The organism is Nocardia grenadensis NBRC 108939 (assembly GCF_001613445.1).
GTDB classification, from domain to species: Bacteria; Actinomycetota; Actinomycetes; order Mycobacteriales; family Mycobacteriaceae; genus Nocardia; species Nocardia grenadensis.
The window spans coordinates 64361-83871 of record NZ_BDCJ01000022.1; the positions used below are offsets into that span (position 1 = coordinate 64361).

The 19511-nt window shown below is 69.8% G+C and carries 14 protein-coding genes; 8 read left to right on the forward strand and 6 right to left on the reverse strand.

Features of this window, described 5'->3' with window-relative positions; all coding sequences use genetic code 11:
* Positions 1–46: 46 nt before the first annotated feature.
* On the reverse strand, positions 47–2746 hold the full coding sequence (locus NGR01S_RS23065) for a bifunctional acetate--CoA ligase family protein/GNAT family N-acetyltransferase (protein WP_063040331.1): 2700 nt from the start codon (positions 2744–2746) through the stop codon (positions 47–49).
* A complete protein-coding gene (locus NGR01S_RS23070) occupies positions 2739–4004 on the reverse strand; it encodes an acetoin utilization protein AcuC (protein ID WP_063040329.1) in 1266 nt (421 codons plus the stop codon). Before NGR01S_RS23070 ends, NGR01S_RS23065 begins: the two co-directional genes overlap by 8 nt.
* A 183-nt stretch (positions 4005–4187) precedes the next feature.
* Here NGR01S_RS23070 and NGR01S_RS23075 point away from each other — a divergent pair, with 183 nt between their 5' ends.
* Both NGR01S_RS23075 and galE read left to right on the forward strand, forming a co-directional pair.
* Positions 4188–4874, forward strand: coding sequence for an iron-dependent transcriptional repressor DtxR (locus NGR01S_RS23075; protein ID WP_063040204.1), 687 nt, complete (start codon positions 4188–4190; stop codon positions 4872–4874).
* A gap of 3 nt (positions 4875–4877) precedes the next feature.
* A complete protein-coding gene (gene galE, locus NGR01S_RS23080; protein WP_063040206.1) occupies positions 4878–5858 on the forward strand; it encodes a UDP-glucose 4-epimerase GalE in 981 nt (326 codons plus the stop codon).
* Positions 5859–5875: 17 nt separating this feature from the next.
* Here galE and NGR01S_RS23085 read toward each other — a convergent pair whose 3' ends face one another.
* On the reverse strand, positions 5876–7243 hold the full coding sequence (locus NGR01S_RS23085) for a DUF4192 domain-containing protein (protein ID WP_063040208.1): 1368 nt from the start codon (positions 7241–7243) through the stop codon (positions 5876–5878).
* A gap of 415 nt (positions 7244–7658) precedes the next feature.
* On the opposite strand from NGR01S_RS23085, the gene NGR01S_RS23090 reads away from it, so the two are divergent.
* The 3 genes from NGR01S_RS23090 (at position 7659) to speD (ending at position 11591) form a co-directional block, all read left to right on the forward strand.
* On the forward strand, positions 7659–8600 hold the full coding sequence (locus NGR01S_RS23090) for a PAC2 family protein (RefSeq protein ID WP_063040210.1): 942 nt from the start codon (positions 7659–7661) through the stop codon (positions 8598–8600).
* Between the two features lie 77 nt (positions 8601–8677).
* Positions 8678–11176, forward strand: coding sequence for a DEAD/DEAH box helicase (locus tag NGR01S_RS23095; RefSeq protein WP_063040212.1), 2499 nt, complete (start codon positions 8678–8680; stop codon positions 11174–11176).
* Between the two features lie 34 nt (positions 11177–11210).
* Positions 11211–11591, forward strand: a complete 381-nt coding sequence (speD, locus tag NGR01S_RS23100) for an adenosylmethionine decarboxylase (protein WP_218020817.1) — start codon at positions 11211–11213, stop codon at positions 11589–11591.
* Here the strand turns inward: speD and NGR01S_RS23105 are convergent.
* Entirely contained in the window at positions 11573–12208 is a 636-nt protein-coding gene (locus tag NGR01S_RS23105; protein WP_063040217.1) for a DUF5134 domain-containing protein, read from the reverse strand. The two genes, speD and NGR01S_RS23105, sit on opposite strands and share 19 nt — an antisense overlap.
* A 166-nt stretch (positions 12209–12374) precedes the next feature.
* On the opposite strand from NGR01S_RS23105, the gene hrpA reads away from it, so the two are divergent.
* The gene (gene hrpA / locus NGR01S_RS23110) at positions 12375–16556 is read left to right on the forward strand and encodes an ATP-dependent RNA helicase HrpA (protein ID WP_063040333.1); all 4182 of its coding nucleotides are present in this window, start codon (positions 12375–12377) and stop codon (positions 16554–16556) included.
* A 10-nt stretch (positions 16557–16566) separates the two neighbouring features.
* Here the strand turns inward: hrpA and nrdR are convergent, their stop codons facing one another.
* Together nrdR and NGR01S_RS23120 are read right to left on the reverse strand one after the other, a co-directional pair.
* Complete coding sequence (gene nrdR, locus NGR01S_RS23115; RefSeq protein ID WP_039825717.1) at positions 16567–17034, reverse strand: transcriptional regulator NrdR; 468 nt, start codon at positions 17032–17034, stop codon at positions 16567–16569.
* Positions 17035–17237: 203 nt separating this feature from the next.
* Complete coding sequence (locus NGR01S_RS23120; protein ID WP_157107393.1) at positions 17238–17708, reverse strand: hypothetical protein; 471 nt, start codon at positions 17706–17708, stop codon at positions 17238–17240.
* A gap of 257 nt (positions 17709–17965) precedes the next feature.
* On the opposite strand from NGR01S_RS23120, the gene lexA reads away from it, so the two are divergent.
* Both lexA and NGR01S_RS23130 read left to right on the forward strand, forming a co-directional pair.
* Positions 17966–18697: a transcriptional repressor LexA gene (gene lexA, locus NGR01S_RS23125; protein ID WP_084481633.1), complete on the forward strand. Its 732-nt coding sequence runs from the start codon at positions 17966–17968 to the stop codon at positions 18695–18697.
* 64 nt (positions 18698–18761) lie between these two features.
* Positions 18762–19472, forward strand: a complete 711-nt coding sequence (locus tag NGR01S_RS23130; protein WP_063040221.1) for a hypothetical protein — start codon at positions 18762–18764, stop codon at positions 19470–19472.
* Positions 19473–19511: the final 39 nt, after the last annotated feature.

The window sequence follows — 19511 nt, forward strand, 5'->3', positions numbered from 1 at the left end:
CGGAATGGCCCCGAGAAGGCCCGGCACGGGACCCGCTGCCCGATTCCTATCCCAACCGGCGTGGCCCGGTGTCGAAGCGGCTCGGCTGCGGACCGATCCGGGCGCGGGCATAGAGGATCGCCGCAGATTCCGGGGCGGCCAGCACCGGCTCGAAGGACAGTTCCCGTAGTTCGGGGAGATCGTCGAACATCGCCGAGATACGCCGGGTGAGTTCGATGAGAGCCGCTTTGTCCACCCGGGGACTCGCCGGGGTCCCGTTCAGTAGCGGGGCGGCACGCGGTGCGTCGATCAGCGCGGCGGCTTCCTGGGCCGACAGTGGCAGCGCCCGATAGGCCCGATCGCCGAGGAGTTCGATGATCGGCCCGGAGAGCCCGAATTCGATGACCGAGCCGAACGCCGGGTCGTCCTGCACCTTCAGCACACAGCCGACGCCCTTGGGGGCCATCCGCTGGATGTGCAGGAGCGGGTCCCCGCACAGCTCGACCAGATCGCGATAGGCCTGGCGTACCGCGTCCGGACGCCACAGGTCCAACCGCACCCAGCTCATATCGGGGCGGCGCCGCCAGCTCTCATTGGTGGCCTTCGCCGCCACCGGATATCCCAGCGCCTCGGCCGCCGCTACGGCCGCCTCGGCATCGCGGACCGCCCGGAACTCCACCACGGAGATGCCGTAGGACTCGAGCAGTAGGACGGTCTCATCGTCGGTCAGCCACCGCCCGGCCGGATCGGTCGTCCACTGCTCCATCAACCGCACGGCCCGCTCGCTATCGATACCGGCCGGTCGCCCGTTCTCGTCGCCGGTGTGGATGGTCTCGGAGTCCGGGAACGCGGGCAGGTCGCGCCAGCGCGCGTAGCGATGCACTCGGGCCAGCGCGCGGACCGCGCGCGCCGGGTCGGGGAAGGACGGAATGGATCCGCGGATCGCGGCCGCGCCCGGACCGCGGACGGCCAGCAGGTTCGGGATGCCGTCCCCGCCGGCGAAGGTGGTGAGCACCGGCTTGGTCGCGGGCACCGAGGCCACGGCCGCCCGGATCGCCTCGGCATATCCGGTCTGCGGCAGCGGGATCGGTGGTGCGAAGATCACGATCACCGCATCGGTGTTCTCGGCTTCCAGTGCCGCGGCGACTGCGATCCGGAAGTCCTCGGGGGTGGCCTGTGGACCGAGATCCACCGGCTGGACCACGGTGAGCCCCTCACTGCGCGCCGCGTCGGAGGTCAGCCAGTTGAGCGCGGTGCTGTTGCCCACGACGGCCGGCCGGGGTCCGCGGGGCAGCGGCTGGTAGCCCAGCAGGGCCGCGCAGTCGAACATCTCGGAGATCGAATCCGCCTGCACCACACCGGATTGCGCGAAGAGATCGCGAACGATGGATCGATCCAGCCCGCCGTCCGACATCCCGCGGGCGGCCAGCCGGCTGGGACTGACCGCGACGATCGGTTTGTTGCGGGCCACCCGGCGCGCGATACGGGAGAACTTCCGCGGATTACCGAAACTCTCCAGATACAGCAGGATCACCTCGGTATCGGCGTCGGTATCCCAGTACTGCAGCAGATCGTTGCCGGAAACGTCGGCGCGGTTACCGGCGGAGACGAAGGTGGACAGTCCCAGATTGCGCGTGGCGGCCTCGGCGAGGATGGCCACCCCGAGCGGCCCCGACTGACAGAAGAAACCGATCCGTCCGCGGCCAGGCAACAGGGTGGCCAGCGTGGCATTGAGACCGACCGCCGGGTCGGTGTTCGCGATGCCCAGCGCACTCGGCCCCACGACGCGCATGCCGTGCCCCCGGGCGGCCGCGACCAGTTCGGCCTCCGCCCTGCGGCCCTCCTCCCCCGTCTCCCCGAACCCCGCCGACAGCACCAGTAGGCCTTTGACGCCCTTGGCCATACAGTCGTCGAGCACCGATCCGATGGCGGTGGCGGGTACCGCGACGACGGCAAGGTCCACCTCGTCCGGGATATCGCGAACCGTCGGATACGCGTGGACGCCGCGGACCGAACGCCGCTCGGGGTTCACCGGGTAGACCGCACCCTGGAACGTTCCGTCCAGCAGATTGGCCAGCACCACACCGCCGACGCGGGCGGTGCTCGGCGTCGCGCCGATCACCGCCACCGAACGCGGGGCCAGCAGGTTGCCCACACTGCGTGCCTCCGAGGCACGTTCCCGCGCGTCGCGCACCGAGCGCAATGCCTCGGTGGGGTCGATGGCGAATTCCAGATGCAGCACCGAACCGTCCCGACTGCGTTCCACCTGGTAGCCGGCCTCACGGAACACGGTGACCATCACGGTGTTCTCGGCCAGCACCTCGGCGACGAAGGTGTCGATCCGGTTCTCCGCGGCTGCCCCGGCCAGATGTTCCAGCAGGATCGACCCGAGCCCGCGCCCCTGATGCTCGTCGGCCACCACGAAGGCGACCTCCGCCGCGCGCGAGCCGGCCCGGTCCAGGATCTCGTAGCGCCCGACGGCGATTATCGCGTCCCCGAGGACCACGACGAGTCCGACCCGGTCCCGATAGTCGAGGTGAGTGGTGCGGTGTAGATCCTTCGGCGATATTCGCGGGTACGGCCCGAAATAGCGCAGGTAGCGGCTGCGCTCGGACAGTGCGGTGTGGAATCGCTGCAGCTCGTCGGCGTCGGCCGGGGTGATCGGGCGCACCCGCACCACACCGCCGTCGGAGGCCAGGACATCGGCCTGCCAGTGCAGCGGCGCCGGCGGCGGATGGTCGGGAGCACGGTCGGCGGGGTCAGTCACGCGGATCCTCCGGGTCCAGGCCGAGCGGGCCGAAGCACGCTCGGCGGGTGGCGAGAACGGCCGCATCGACGGCGTGCTGGGCGCGGTCGAATCGCGCGTCCCCGGTTTCGGCGGTCCCCCCGGGACCGTCCCAGCGCCGGAACGCGATATCCACACCGTCGCCCATGGTGCGAGGCGGTGATATCCGTGGCCTGTCGGTGTGCACGAGATCGATCCAATCCTGCGGTATCGGGGCCGCCGGGTCCACCGGGCGGTCGAGCGCGATACCCAGGAGATGGGTCCAGGCCCGGGGCACCACCCGCACCAGGCCGTACCCGCCCCCGCCGACCGCCAACCACCGCCCCTCGGCATATCGGTCGGCCAGCTCGCGCATCGCCAGGAAGGCCGCCCGCTGCCCCTCGATACCCAATTCGAGCTCCGCGAGCGGATCCTCTCGGTGGGTATCCACCCCGCACTGGCTGACCACCAGCTGGGGCCGGAACGCCGCCACCGCGCCGGGTACGACCGCGTGGAAGGCGCGCAACCATTGCGGATCGCGGGTCCCCGGCAGCAGCGGGAGATTGATCGCGGTGCCGTCTCCGGGGCCGCTACCGGTCTCGTCCGGCCAGCCGGTGTTCGGCCACAGTGTGGCGGGATGCTGGTGGATCGATACGGTGAGCACCCGCGGATCCCGATAGAACGCGTGCTGTACCCCGTCACCGTGATGGACATCCACATCGAGGTAGGCGATCCGGTCGAAACCGTGGTCGAGCAGCCAGGAGATGGCCACCGCCGCGTCGTTGTACACACAGAAACCGGCGGCCCGGCCCGGCATGGCGTGATGCATACCGCCACCGATGCTCACCGCCCGTCGTGTGGCGCCCGTGGCGATGGCGTGGGCCGCGGCCAGGGTACCGCCGACGATCACCGAGGCGGCCTCGTGCATTCGGGGGAACACCGGATTGTCGCTGGATCCGAGCCCGTAGGGCGGGTCGACCGGTAGATCACCCACTGTCTCCCGCGGCACCGCCGAGCGGACCGCCTCGATATAGGCGCCGGTGTGTATCCGGAGCAATTCCGCGCGGCCGGCCGCGCCGGGCTCCAGCAGTTCGATTCCGTCGAGTATCCCGAGCGAGCGCGCCAGCGCCATCGTGTACTGCAGACGCACCGGTTTCATCGGATGCTCGGGGGTCCACGAGTAGTCCAGGAAACGGTCGGTCCACACAACGGTCCCCGGTTCGCGGGGGCCGGGGTTCACGTCCGGCGGTGCAGTGGCCATGATCGCAACCGTATCGGGAAGGGTGAAACCCCATCGCACGTTGTCATGCAGTAGAAATACATGTATGCGCGACTGCGGCGTCGGGCCGCGCGCCGAATGTATTCCCATCGCGTCAGGCGACCCGTTCGATTCGACCGGGGTCGCTGGTGCGCAGGTAGAATTCGTGCCGACGAAGGGGCAACAGTGAAGGATCTGGTCGACACCACGGAGATGTATCTCCGTACCATCTACGACCTCGAGGAGGAGGGCGTAGTACCCCTGCGGGCCCGGATCGCCGAGCGCCTCGAGCAGAGTGGCCCCACGGTCAGCCAGACCGTGGCCCGGATGGAACGCGACGGACTGCTGCTCGTCGCGGGTGACCGGCATCTCGAACTGACCGAGAAGGGCCGCAGTATGGCGGTCGCGGTCATGCGTAAGCACCGGCTGGCCGAGCGGTTGCTGGTGGATATCATCGGCCTGGACTGGCAGAACGTGCATGCCGAAGCCTGTCGCTGGGAACATGTGATGAGCGAGGATGTCGAACGGCGGCTCGTCGAGGTGCTCAACCACCCCACGACCTCTCCCTACGGCAACCCCATCCCCGGCCTGGACGAACTCGGTATCTCCGCGGCCCAGTCGCTGGAGGAACCGCTGAAGCGGTTGTCCGAACTGCCGCAGGGCCGTACGCACGCGGTGGTGGTGCGCCGGCTGGCCGAACACATTCAGACCGACCCCGAGGTGATCGGCCGGCTGCGGGAGGCCGGCGTGGTGCCCGACGCCCGGGTCACCGTCGAGAGCAAACCGGGTGCCGTCGTCATCACGGTGCCGGGCCACTCGGGGTACGAACTGCCCGACGAAATGGCCCACGCCGTTCAGGTGAAGCTGGTCTGATCGATGAAACTTCTGGTCACCGGCGGAGCCGGATATGTGGGTGGCGTCTGCGCGCTCGTGCTGCGGGAGCAGGGACACGAAGTGGTGGTCCTCGACGATCTGTCGACGGGTAATGCCGATGGGGTGCCCGAGGGCGTCGAATTCGTCGAAGGTGATATCGCCGAGGCCGCGCCGGACTTGCTGCGCGCCCGGCAATTCGACGGAGTTCTGCATTTCGCGGCACAATCGCTGGTCGGCGAATCGGTACAGCGGCCCGAAAAGTACTGGCACGGCAATGTGGTGAAAACCCTCGCGCTGCTGGACGCGATGCGCGAAACCGATACCCGGCGACTCGTCTTCTCCTCGACGGCGGCGGTGTACGGCGAGCCGGAACAGGTTCCGATCACCGAGGAGGCACCGACTCGCCCCACCAACCCGTACGGCGCGTCGAAGCTGGCGATCGATCACGCCATCACCTCGTATTCCGTCGCCCACGGGCTGGCCGCCACCAGCCTGCGCTATTTCAATGTGGCCGGGGCCTATGGCGGCCTCGGCGAGAACCGGGTGGTGGAGACGCATCTGATTCCGCTGGTGCTGCAGGTGGCCGCGGGACATCGGGATTCCATTTCGGTATTCGGCACCGATTGGCCGACCCACGACGGCACCGCGGTCCGCGACTACATCCACATCCTGGACCTGGCGCAGGCACATCTGCTGGCCTTGGAGACCGCCGCGACGAGCACCCATCGGGTGTTCAATCTCGGCAGCGGTACGGGCTTCTCCGTACGCGAGGTGATCTCGGCGTGCGAACGGGTCACCGGCGGGCCCATCGCCGCGGTCGATGCCCCGCGCCGCGCCGGTGACCCGGCCGTGCTGATCGCCTCCAGCCGGCGCGCGATCGACGAACTCGGCTGGCGACCCGAGCACAACGACCTCGACGAGATCGTCTCCACCGCCTGGAGTTATCTGCGGGGCCTCGGCTCGCGCGCACACAGCGCACGCTGATCCGGGCGCAGCGGGCCTCACCACACGGCGGCCGGGTCGACGCCGAGGGCGGTGGCGGCGTCGCGGCCGCACTGCGCCAGATCGCGGAGGCGTTCGGGTCGCATACCGGCCTCCAGCGCGGTATGCAGCAGGGCCGCCATCGAGTGGTGCGGCTCGGCGTCCAGCGCCGCGTCCAGGGCGATTCCGGCGAACGGGCCGTCGCCTCGCACATAGGCGAAATAGCCGAGCAGGGTCGCCGCTTCCGCTCGGTCGGCACCGTCCAGCGCACGGGTCAGCAGGGCCAGTAGGCTTTCGGCCGCTTCGGCGTGCGCGGTATCCGCCACGGCGAAGAGGGCGTCGCGGACCTCACGGTCCCGCAGGGCCACGGTGATCTGGGCGAGCTCCCGGGCATCGAGTCCGGGGCCGGATTCGGCGTTCGCGATGAGCCAGAGCACGGTCATCAGTTCGCCGCGCAGATATCCGGCCGGATCACCGCGCTGCGCGGCGGCCACATATCTGTCCTTGGCGCGATTCCTGGCATCCTGCAGTTCGCTCGACACCCGCGCACGCAGCATATCGTCCGGGGCGACCAAGGCGGTCAGTTCGTCCCGGCTACGGCGGATCGGCCGCCCGTCCAGAACCCGGTCGAGGGTCACCGTCGAGGCCACCGGATCGGCGATCCGCCCGCGGCACGGTGGACCCGTCACACTCCACCACGGCTGCCCGGCCGCGATTGACCGAGCGGCCCAGGCGCCGCGCACCGGCACCGCACAGGATGCCAGTTGCCGTTCCAGTTCTCCGAAGACCGGAATCCGTTGCGGTCCGGCCGGTTCCCCCTCGGTCAGCGCATCGTCCACCAGGACGGCGAGCACTCCGACCACTCCTGGGCGGGCACAGATCCGGGCGGCCGCGGCGGCCACCGTCTCGGTATCGGACGGCGCGCCGGTGCCGGGATGGCGCAGATCGAAGCGCACCACGAGATCGATGACCGCACTCTCCGCCGTGGACGCCGCGCACAGGACGGCCAGCACCAGCGAACGCTCCGGCCGGAAGCCGAGCATGGCGGGGAGCGCGGCGAGCAGATCTCCCGGGTCGTCGAGCCGGGCGGGTCCGGTCCGGAGCGGGCGGTCGTACTCGTGACCGGCCCGGTCGGCGCAGCGGGCTCGCGTAGCCGCGGCGTACTCGTAGGTAGGCCGCCCGGGGAGGCGCGGGGCGGAAGCGTTCCCACCGGATGCCGGGGGCGACGGAACACGTGAGCCGCCGGGTGCGGTCAGCGCCCGCGCGGTGGGGCAGCGTCCCGCGGCCCGGTGCGCGCGGGGCGGCGCGGCGCCCGGGCGGCCGCCCCGGTGCGGGACCGGCCGGGCGTCGGCGGAGGGGGAATGGGAGAACGGCGCAGCGGAAGTCATGGCCCGAGCATGCGGTATCGGATCTCCCGCAGTCTTGGCGTGAGCTGGGAAAACACCGGTCCTCAGGAAGTCTGTGGACAACTCGGGGTTGTGGACAACTCCGGTCAGCGGCCTGCCATGGCACCGAGACCGGGTTACCGGCCGGGAAATGGGGTACGTCCGCCAGCGGAGTGTGCCAGACTCCCCGGTGCGTTCACCGGCCACAAGACCACACCGATTCCCCGACCCGCCCGCCGGGAGCGGGGAATTCACCGGCGGCGACCGCTGTTGTCAGCACAGAGAGCCGATGTACGGCCGCGTGTGGCCCGACATCTGCATGGGGGACAATGGAGGCGATTCGCGGCACGCGGCACGGCAGCGGATACCAGCAGTGTTGCCCGACCGCCCGCACGGATCGCGCAGGAAGGAGTACGCGATGGACTACGAGTCGCGAATGTACGAACTGGAGTTCCCCGCTCCGCAGCTGTCGTCCGACGACGGTTCGGGGCCGGTCCTGGTGCACGGCTTGGAGGGGTACTCCGACGCGGGTCACGCGGTCCGGCTGGCCACGACCCACCTGCGGGAGAGCCTGGAGAGCGAACTCGTCGCCTCGTTCGATGTGGACGAGCTGCTGGACTATCGCTCGCGGCGCCCCCTGATGACCTTCAAGACCGATCATTTCTCCGAGTACGCCGAGCCCGAGCTGAACCTGTGGGCGCTGCGCGATACCGGAGGCACCCCGTTCCTGCTGCTCGCTGGCATAGAACCGGATCTGCGCTGGGAGAAGTTCACCACCGCGGTCCGGTTGCTGTCCGAACAGCTCGGTGTGCGCCGCAGTATCGGTCTGAGCGCCATCCCGATGGCGGTTCCGCACACCCGGCCGCTGGGGCTCACCGCGCATTCGTCGAACCGCGATCTCATCCCGGAAAACCAGCGCTGGCCGGGTGAACTGCAAGTACCCGCGAGCGCGGCCACGCTGCTGGAGTACCGCATGGCCCAGCACGGGCACGAATCGCTGGGTTTCTCGGTACACGTCCCGCACTATCTGGCGCAGACCTCGTACCCGGAAGCCGCGCAGACCCTGCTCGAACACGTCGGTGAGAACGCGGGCCTCGAGTTCCCGCTCGCCGCGTTGGGTGAGGCGGCGGCGCGGGTACGCGAGCAGGTCAACGAGCACATCGCGGGGAACGCGGAGGTGGAGACGGTGGTGCACGCACTGGAGCGCCAGTACGACACGTTCGTCAGCGCCCAGGAACGGCAGTCCAGCCTGCTGGTAGGTGAGGGTGAGCTGCCCAGCGGCGACGAGCTGGGTGCCGAATTCGAGCGTTTCCTCGCCGAGCAGGGCGGCTACACCGGCGACGACGACGAACGCGGCTGATACGTCCCGGCGGGTGAGACCCGGCACACGCCTACCGTGCCGGTGATCGACCTGCGGCAGCACGTAGGGTGTCCGGGGTGGATCTGACCGAACTGCTCGAGATACCGGGGACCGACGCCGACGCACTGTATGAGTCGTTCGCGATATGGGCCGCCGAGCAGGGTACCGCGCTCTATCCGGCTCAGGACGAGGCGTTGCTGGAGCTGGCGGCCGGGTCCCATGTCATTCTCGCCACCCCCACCGGTTCGGGAAAATCACTGGTCGCTGTGGGCGCCCATCTCTTCGCGCTGACCCGGGGGCTGCGCAGCTACTACACCGCGCCGATCAAAGCGCTGGTGAGCGAGAAATTCTTCGCACTGTGCGAGGTTTTCGGCGCCGAACGGGTGGGCATGGTGACCGGAGACGCCGCGGTGAATCCGACCGCGCCCATCATCTGCGCCACTGCCGAGATCCTCGCCAACCTGGCGTTGCGGGAGGGTCCGGAGGCCGATATCGGGCAGGTGGTGATGGACGAATTCCATTTCTACGCCGATCCCGACCGCGGCTGGGCCTGGCAGGTGCCGCTGCTCGAACTGCCCCGCGCGCAATTCCTGCTCATGTCTGCCACCCTCGGCGAGGTCGATTTCTTCGCCGCCGACCTCGAACGCCGCACCGGCCGCGCGGCCGCGGTGGTCGCCGGTACCGAGCGCCCGGTGCCGCTGCATTTCTCCTACGCGCGTACGCCGATCACCGAAACACTGACCGAGCTGGTCACCACGCATCAGGCCCCCGTGTATGTCGTCCATTTCACCCAGGCCGCGGCGCTGGAGCGAGCGCAGGCGCTGACCAGCGCGAACTTCGCCACCCGGGCCGAGAAGGACGCCATCGCGGAAGCGCTGGGCGGCTTCCGTTTCTCGTCCGGTTTCGGGAAAACGCTGTCCCGCCTCATCCGGCACGGCATCGGCGTCCATCACGCCGGGATGCTGCCCAAATATCGCCGGTTGGTGGAGCGCCTCGCCCAGGACGGATTGCTGAAGGTCGTCTGCGGTACCGACACGCTGGGCGTCGGGATCAATGTCCCGATCCGCACCGTGTTGTTGACCGGTCTCACCAAATTCGACGGTGTGCGCACCCGGCGGCTCAAGGCCCGGGAATTCCACCAGATCGCCGGGCGGGCCGGGCGAGCCGGTTTCGACACCATGGGCACCGTAGTGGTGCAGGCACCCGAGCACGAGGTCGAGAACACCCGGTTGCTGGCCAAGGCCGGCGACGATCCGAAGAAGATGCGCAAAGTGCAGCGCCGCAAACCCCCCGAAGGTTTCGTCTCGTGGAGCGAGGAAACATTCGACCGGCTGGTCGCGGCCGCGCCCGAACCCATGGTGTCGCGTTTCGCGGTCACCAACGCCATGCTGCTGAATGTGATCGCGCGGCCGGGCAACTGCTTCCGGGCCATGCGGCATCTGCTGGAGGACAATCACGAACCGCGCCCGGCGCAGCGGCGCCATATCCTGCGCGCCGTCCGGCTGTACCGGGCGCTGCGCGACGCCGGTGTGGTGCAGCAACTGTCCGAACCCGACGAGCACGGCCGCTACGCACGGCTCACCGTGGACCTGCAGCGGGATTTCGCATTGGACCAGCCGCTGTCACCGTTCGCCCTCGCCACCTTCGAACTGCTCGACAGCGCGTCGCCGAGCTACGCGCTCGATATGGTGTCCCTGGTCGAGGCCACCCTCGAGGATCCCCGGCAGCTGCTGATGGCCCAGCAGCACAAGGCACGCGGGGAGGCCGTGGCCGAGATGAAGGCGGAGGGTATCGAGTACGACGAGCGGATGGAACTGCTCGAGGACATCACCTGGCCGAAACCGCTCGCCGAGCTGATCGAGGGCGCCTACGAGACCTACCGAGCCGGGCATCCATGGCTGTCGGAGTTCGCGCCGTCACCGAAATCGGTGGTGCGCGACATGGTCGAACGGGCCATGACTTTCACCGAACTGATCTCCTACTACGAACTCGCCCGCTCCGAAGGGGTGGTGCTGCGCTACCTCGCCGACGCCTACCGGGCCCTGCGCCGGACCGTGCCGGAGTCGGCGCGCACCGAGGAACTCGACGATCTCACCGAATGGCTGGGCGAGCTGGTGCGGCAGGTGGATTCCAGTCTGCTCGACGAATGGGAGCAGCTGACCGGGCCGGGTGCGGAGGCCGATGCCGGGCAGATCGCGTTCGGTGGGGAGAGCGTGCGCCCGGTCACGGCCAACGAGCGCGCGTTCCGGGTGATGGTGCGCAATGCCGTGTTCCGCCGGGTCGAACTGGCCGCCCGCCAGCGCTGGGACGAGCTGGCGGAGCTGTCCCCCGGTCCGGACTGGGCGGCCGACCTGAGCCCCTATTTCGATGAGTACGACACCATCGGTACCGGTCCCGACGCGCGCGGTCCGCAACTGTTCCGGGTCGAGACGCGGCCCGGTTTCTGGCAGGTGCGCCAGACCTTCGACGATCCGGCGGGCGATCACGGCTGGGCGCTGTTCGCCACGGTCGATCTGGCCGAATCGGATGCGGCCGGTGATGTGGTCTTCGACGAGGTCACGGTGGTGTCGGGGTGATCCCGCGCGCCGTTGCGAGCGATTGAGGCCGAAGGTGGCGGCGGAATTCAGCGGCCGGCATGTGCTGGCCGAGTTCGGTGGGGTGGACCCGGCACTGTGCGACGATCGCGGGCGGCTCGAGGCCGCGCTGCGGCACGCGCTGTCCGCCGCGGGGGTGACCGTCTGCGAGGTCGTCGGTAAACAGTTCGACCCGCACGGGGTCACCGTGCTGGCACTACTGGCCGAATCGCATGCCTCGCTGCACACCTACCCGGAGACCGGGGATATCTTCGTCGACGTGTTCACCTGCGGGGCCGCCGCGGACAGTGCCGGTGCGGTGGCCGAGCTGTTACGCGCGGCGCTCGCCCCCGAACACGTCCGGATCTCGACCGTGCTGCGGGGCCGGGCCGCCGGCGGTCAGGCCAGCAGCATATAGGCCATACCGAGATCCATGATGAGATGCGGGAGCACGGCGACGGGCAGTCCGCGGCCGGCGGCCGCCGCGACCGGATGCGCTGCCCACCAGCGTGCCCGTCCGCCGCGCACCGAGATCAGCACCACGACGGCGTCCGTCAGGAACAGGGCAGCGAATACGGCGGCCGGCCCCGGGTCCGCGCCGTGTCCGCCACCGCTGTGACCCGCCATCGTGAAAAGCATCACCGCGGCCGCGACCAGGTGGTATCCGATGGCCGCCGCACGCCGGCCCGACCGTGGATACGCATCGCGATACCAGCGCACGAGCCGATCGCCCAACAGCAGGGTGAACACGAGCGTCATCGCGAGCAGTACACCGTGCAGGGCGTGGCCGTGCACGCGGGTGGGGAACAGCACCATCACCAGCATGACCGCGCACATCAGCAGATGCGCGGCGTCGGATTCGTGATCACCACCGTGCGCCGGGTCGCCGCAGCCCCCGGCACTGCCCGCGGACTCCCCCGTCGCGAGCACCGGCACGGCGGATATCACCCGGGCCAGCACCACCAGCGCCGCCACTGCGAACGCCAACGCCACCAGGGCCCGCACCCCGGCCTGGTCGAGTACGAATCCGGCCATGCCGCACCGCCTTTCGCAAAAGCGCACCTCGTCCATACTCGCACGACCGGACGACCACGGGGAGATCTTCGATCCGCCGGGCACCGCCCGCCGCACCGTCGGCCGTCGCCACCGGACCGGGCCGCGACCCGGCCGGACGCCGGGTTTCGATAGGCTGGTCGATGCAATGACCAGGACCGCAGTCACGCACCGGGAGCTTCGTACCCGGTTGGCTTCTCTCACCCTCCGCGACGAACACCGGCTGCACCGGCAACTGGATCGAGTGCGCGGCGGCGACCTGTCCCGGATCGAGTCCGAGATCACGGCGGCCGAGGAACGTATCGCGGCCCGGCGGGCCGCGGTGCCGGCGATCACCTATCCCGGGCAACTGCCGGTCACCGGGCGGCGCGACGATATCGCCGCCGCCATCGCCGCCCACCAGGTTGTGGTGGTGGCCGGGGAAACCGGCTCCGGTAAGACCACGCAGATCCCGAAGATCTGTCTGGAGCTGGGCCGGGGTATCCGCGGCGCGATCGGGCACACCCAGCCCCGCCGGCTGGCGGCGCGCACGGTCGCCGAGCGGATCGCCACGGAGCTGGGGACCGAACTGGGCGACGCGGTCGGCTACACGGTCCGCTTCACCGATCACGCCGCCGAGCACACGCTGGTCAAGTTGATGACCGACGGTATCCTGCTCGCCGAGATCCAGCGGGACCGGCTGCTGCGTGCCTACGACACGATCATTATCGACGAGGCCCACGAACGCAGTCTCAATATCGATTTCCTGCTCGGTTACCTGAAGCAGCTGCTCCCCCGGCGGCCGGATCTGAAGATCGTCATCACCTCGGCCACCATCGACCCGGAACTGTTCGCCCGACACTTCGCCGATGCCACGGGCAACCCGGCGCCGATCGTGGAGGTCTCGGGCCGGTCGTACCCGGTCGAGATCCGGTACCGGCCACTCGCCCTGCCGGCGCCGGAGGAGGAAGACGAGGAAGAGGATCACCGGCCGGTCGACCGCGACCCGGTCGACGCGATCTGCGCCGCGGTCACCGAACTCTTCGCCGAGGGTGACGGCGATGTGCTGGTGTTCCTGTCCGGGGAACGGGAGATCCGCGATACCGCCGACGCGCTCGCGGACCTGAAACTCTCCCGGACCGAGATCCTGCCGCTGTACGCCCGGCTGTCCGCGGCCGAACAGCACCGGGTGTTCGCCCCGCACACCGGCCGTCGGGTGGTACTGGCCACCAATGTCGCCGAGACCTCGCTCACCGTGCCGGGTATCCGCTACGTGGTGGACCCCGGGACCGCCCGAATCTCCCGCTATTCCATGCGGACAAAGGTACAGCGGCTGCCGATCGAACCTGTTTCGCAGGCATCGGCGCGGCAGCGGTCCGGCCGCTGCGGCCGTGTCGCCGACGGTATCTGCATCCGCCTGTACTCCGAGGACGATTTCGAATCCCGTCCGGCGTTCACCGATCCGGAGATCCTGCGTACCAACCTCGCCGCGGTAATCCTGCAGATGACCGCGCTCGGACTGGGTGAGATGGAACGGTTCCCGTTCGTGGAGGCGCCCGATCAGCGCGCGGTCCGCGACGGTGTCGCGCTGCTGGAGGAGTTGGGCGCCCTCACCCGCGGCACACCGGACGAGCGCCCGTCGGCGGCGGCCCCGGAAACCGATGGCCGGGACGCGGATTCCGCGAATCGCGACGAGACCGTCGCGGTCCGGCGACGCCGCCGGGCCGACTCGGGCCCGACCCTCACGCCGACCGGCCGGGAAATGGCGCGACTGCCGGTGGACCCGCGCATGGGGCGGATGCTCGTCGAAGCCCACCGCAACGGCTGCCTGGCCGAGATGCTGGTGATCGTGGCCGCCCTGTCGATCCAGGACGTCCGCGAACGGCCGGTCGACCAGCAGCAGGCGGCCGACGCGAAACATGCCCGGTTCACCGTGCCGAACTCGGATTTCCTGACGTACCTGCGACTGTGGGAATACCTCACCGGGCAGCGCCGGGCGCTGTCGGCGAATCGTTTCCGGCGGATGTGCCGCGAGGAGTTCCTGCACTACCTGCGGATCCGCGAGTGGCAGGACCTGTACGGCCAGCTGCGCACCATTACCAAGGGGATGGGCTGGTCGCTGCACGAGCCGGCCGCCGAGCCCGAGACCAAGGATTCTCGCCCCGCACGTTCGAGGAACGATCCGCGGCGCGGAGGCGGACCCAACGGTGCGAAGCCGGAGCCGGAAGCCGCCGGACCCGTACGGACCGCCCCGGCGGCCCCTCGGCCCGTCGAGGAGATGACCTCGGACACCGATCCGTGGGACGCGACCGCCGTCCATCAGGCGCTGCTGTCGGGCATGCTGTCGCATATCGGGGTGCGGGAAGCCGAATCCCGCGAGTTCCTCGGCGCCCGCAACGCCAAGTTCATGATTTTCCCTGGTTCGTCGCTGGCCAAGAAGCCGCCCCGCTGGGTGATGGCCGCGGAACTGGTGGAGACCTCACGACTGTGGGGCCGGATCGCCGCCCGCGTCGAACCCGAATGGGCCGAACGGCTCGCCGGGGATCTGGTCAAACGTATCTATTCCGAACCGCACTGGTCGTCCAAACGCGGCGCCGCCCGGGCCTACGAACGCGTCACCCTCTACGGCGTCCCCCTGGTGACCGGCCGGCCGGTCGACTACGGGCGGATCGACCCCGAGGTCTCGCGAGAACTGTTCCTGCGGCACGCCCTGGTGCAGGGTGAATGGCAGACCCGGCACGAGTTCTTCCATCGCAACCGGGCGCTGCTCGACGATATCGCCGATCTCGAGCACCGCGCCCGGCGCCGGGACATCATGGTCGACGACGAGGTGCTCTTCGAGTTCTACGACCGCCGGATCCCCGCCGATATCGTCTCCGTCCGGCATTTCGACGCCTGGTGGAAGACGGCCCGCCGACAGGACCCGCACCAGCTCGATTTCACGACCGAGACGGTGGTGAACGAGAACGCGAACACGCTGGACCCCACGGATTTCCCGGACGCCTGGCGCCAGGGCGAGCTGTCCTTCCCACTCACCTACCAGTTCGAACCGGGCCAGGCCGACGACGGTGTGACCGTGCGCATTCCGGTGGCGCAGCTGGCCCATGTCCGGGCGGTCGGGTTCGACTGGCTGGTACCGGGAATGCGCGCGGAACTCGCCGCGGCGCTGATCAAGACCCTGCCGAAACAGTTGCGGCGCACGGTGGTCCCGGCGCCGGATTTCGCCGCCGCCGCTCTGCGCGTGCTCACCCCGCGTGCCGAACCGCTGCGGACCGGCCTGGCCCGGGAGCTGACCCGCCTGGCGGCCACGCCGATCGCACCCGGCGATATGGACCCGGCCGCGCTCCCCGAGCATCTCCGGATGACCTTCGCCGCCACCGACACCGACGGCCGCGTCCTGACCACCAGCAAGAGTCTGGCGCAATTGCGGACCCGCCTGGCCGATCAGGTCTCCGCCTCGGTGGCCGCGGCCACGGCGAATGCCGAACGCGCCCCCGCGACGGTGTGGACCTCGGAATCCCTGGGCACCCTGGACGCCACGGTGCGCCGGGAAGTGGGCGGTCAGACCATCACCGGCTACCCCGCGCTGGTGCCGGAGGCCGACGGAGTCGCGGTCCGGGTGCTCACCTCGCCCGCCGAACAGACCCGGGCCATGCGGGCCGGAACCCGGGCGCTGGTGCTCAACGCCGTCCCCACCTCGGTACGTGCCGTCACCGCGGGCCTGTCCCCGGCGGACCGGCTGGTCCTCAGCCAGAACCCGTACGGTTCGGTCGACGCGCTGGTCGAGGACTGCCGCGCCGCGGCGGCCGACCAGCTCATCGCCGCCGCGGGCGGACCCGTCCGCGACCCCGCGCAGTTCGAGCGTCTGGTGTCGGCGCTGCGGCCGAAGCTGAACGAGGTGGTCACCAGGATCGTCCGGCTGGTTGTGCCGGTGCTGGCCGCGGCGCACGAGGTGTCGACCGCGTTGCACGGTGTGCGGGAAGCCGATATCGCCGAGGATGTCCGGGATCAGCTGGCGGAGCTGCTGTTCGACGGGTTCGTCTCCGAATGGGGCCCGGCCCGGCTGCGGGAACTGCCCCGGTATCTGCGCGCGGCGCGGGCCCGGCTCGCGGCGCTGCCCGGGTCCGCGGTACGCGACCGCCAGGCGATGGCCGAGGTGGACACCGCACTGGGTGCCTACGATCAGTTGCTGGCCCGGCTACCGGAAGCGCGCCGGACCGCATCCGACGTCACCGAGATCTGGTGGATGATCCAGGAGTTGCGGGTGAGCCTGTTCGCCCAGAAGGTGGGTACACCGTATCCGGTCTCCGTCAAGCGGATACAGAAAGCGGCCGCGGCCGTGCGCCGCTGACTCCGCCCGGTCAGTCCCCGGGGCCGACCGCCGCCCGGGCCTGGCGCATATCCCGGATTTCGCGTTCGAAATCCTCGGCGGAGGTGAAGGATCGGTAGACCGAGGCGAAACGCAGATACGCCACCTCGTCCAGTTCGCGTAGCGGCCCGAGAATCGCCAGGCCGACCTCATGACTCGGCACTTCGGGTGACCCCTTGGCCCGGACCGCGTCCTCCACCTGCTGGGCCAGCAGGTTCAGCGCGTCGTCGTCGACCTCGCGGCCCTGGCAGGCGCGCCGCACCCCGCGGATCACCTTCTCCCGGCTGAACGGCTCGGTGACCCCGCTGCGTTTGACCACCGACAGGATCGCCGTCTCCACCGTGGTGAAGCGACGGCCGCATTCCGGGCAGGAGCGTCTGCGGCGAATGGCGGCGCCCTCGTCGGCCAGTCGCGAGTCGACGACCCGGGAGTCGGGGTGTCGGCAGTACGGGCAGTGCATCCGGGGTCCTTCGTCGCTGCGAACGCTCGCGGCCGAACCGGCGCCGGTCGCGGGTCCGGCGAGCGCGGGTACCGGGCCGGTGCCCGGGTACGGGTGGGCCGGTCACACGCACCGGCTCGAGTGCATAACACGTCGAGGATACCGGTACGGGGTGTGCCGTGCGCGCGCTCACCCCTGGTCCGGACACACGCGCCGCCGGCACGCTACCGGGGCCCGGGTGCCTCGGCCGCCGGACCGGGCACCGACCCGGCCGGAATTCCGGACGGTGTCGGCCCGGGCGCCGGATCCGGAGCCCGCAGATGCGCCAGCGCGAGGAAGGCGACCACCACCGTCGCGGTGATCACGGCGGTCAGTGCCGTCGCCGCGTAGCCGGCCCGGGCCCGCTCGACCAGATCGCCGGGTTCGGGTGGCCGGGGCCGGGGTGCCACCGCCGGCCCGCGGCGCGCTACCGGCGCCGTGGGCCGGACGAGCGGGCGGTACCCGTTCCCCCCGCCCCGGTGCGGTGCCGCGGCACAGGGGCGGAGCAGGGCGGGCCGCCGCGTGTCCGGGCCCGGCAACCCGCCCTCGTCCGGATGGGCGGTTCCGGTCTCCCCCGGCGGGACCGGACCACATTGCACCCGGGCGGCGACGTCTTCCCGCGTGCCGGTACCGGTCACGCTGATGGCGGTGTTCATCGGATAGACCTCCGTGCTGGTTGCTCGCGGAACCATCGGTATTCGATCACATGTTCGACGAACGAATGTTCGATTTCTACCACGCCGGAGGGATAATGTCAGTAGCAACGCCGGACATACCTCGAACAGATGTTTGATAGATCGGAGAGGGCCGACTAGATTCACTGCACGACATCAAACCTCGGGCACAGCCGGTCCGGGCCGTCTGCCGGGACGGCGGTCACCGGGCCGGAAACCGACGAGAAAGGGCGGTTGTGGTGAGCCAATCAGACGACACGGGTGCCGGGGCCGGCCCCGGCACCGAACCGGGGGTGACCGGTGCGGATCTCACCGTGCGTCAGCGCAAGGTGCTCGAGGTCATCCGGTCCTCGGTGAGTCTGCGCGGCTATCCGCCCAGCATCCGCGAGATCGGTGACGCGGTCGGCCTGAACTCCACCTCCTCGGTCGCCCATCAACTGCGCACCCTGGAGCGCAAGGGGTATCTACGCCGCGACCCCAATCGTCCCCGCGCCGTGGACGTCCGCGGTATGGACGAGGCGGTCCGCTCGGTGACCACGCTGCCGCCCGCCGATACCACCGCTGCCACCGAGGCGGCCGGCGATACCGATCACCCGATCCCGACCTATGTACCGGTGCTCGGCCGAATCGCCGCCGGTGGCCCGATCCTGGCGGAACAGGCGGTGGAAGACGTGTTCCCACTCCCTCGCGAACTGGTCGGCGACGGTTCGCTGTTCCTGCTGAAGGTGGTCGGCGAGTCCATGGTCGACGCAGCCATCTGCGACGGTGACTGGGTGGTGGTCCGGCAGCAGAATGTGGCCGACAACGGCGATATCGTCGCGGCGATGCTGGACGGCGAAGCGACCGTGAAGACGTTCAAACGCAGCGGCAAGGACGTCTGGCTGATGCCGCACAATCCGCATTTCGAGCCGATTCCGGGTAACGACGCCCGCATTCTCGGCAAAGTCGTCACCGTGATCCGCAAGGTCTGAGACCGTTTGCCGGCACCGGGCACGCGCCGGCGCCGGACCATCTCCCGGTGGCGGTGAGGAGCCCATGGCAGTACCCCAGGTCGCGGTCGTCCGGCCACGTTCGGGACTCGGCTCCGGGCCGATCCCGAACCGGGTCTGGTATGCCGCCTACGGATCGAATGCCGATCCGGAGCGCCTGCGCTGCTACCTCACCGGGGCCCGCCCCGCCGGCACGGTCCATCGCCCGCCCGGTACCGGGCCCGGTGCCCTGGAGGGTTGCCGCGACCGGGCGGCGCCGGCGCGTACGATCGCGCCGACGCTGCCCGGGTTGCTGTATTTCGCCACTCAATCGGCGATCTGGACCGGCGGCCGCGCCTTCTACGATCCCACCGCCCCCGCCGAGACCCCCGTGCGCGCCTACCTGCTCACCCGGTCGCAGTTCAGCGATATCGTCGCCCAGGAGATGTATCGTCCGGCCGGCACCGACCTCGACCTGTCCGAGGCGGTGCGCACGGGCCGGTCACGCCTCGGCCCCGGCCGCTACGAAACCCTGGTCTGCCCAGGCATATTCGACGGCCTTCCCATCTTGACCTGCACCGCCCCGTGGCGCTGGCGCGAGATCGCCGGGAACCCACCGGCCGCCGCGTACCTCCATCGGATCGGCACGGGTCTGCGTGCGGCACATCGATGGTCGGTCCACGAGGCAGCCGGTTATCTGGCCGGTCGCCCGGGCGCCGCCGGACACTGGACTGCCGGTGAGGTGGCCCGGCTGCTGCGCGGCGAATACGACACCTGAGCTCCGCGAGGGTCGTATCGGCGCTACCGCGGCCCCGTC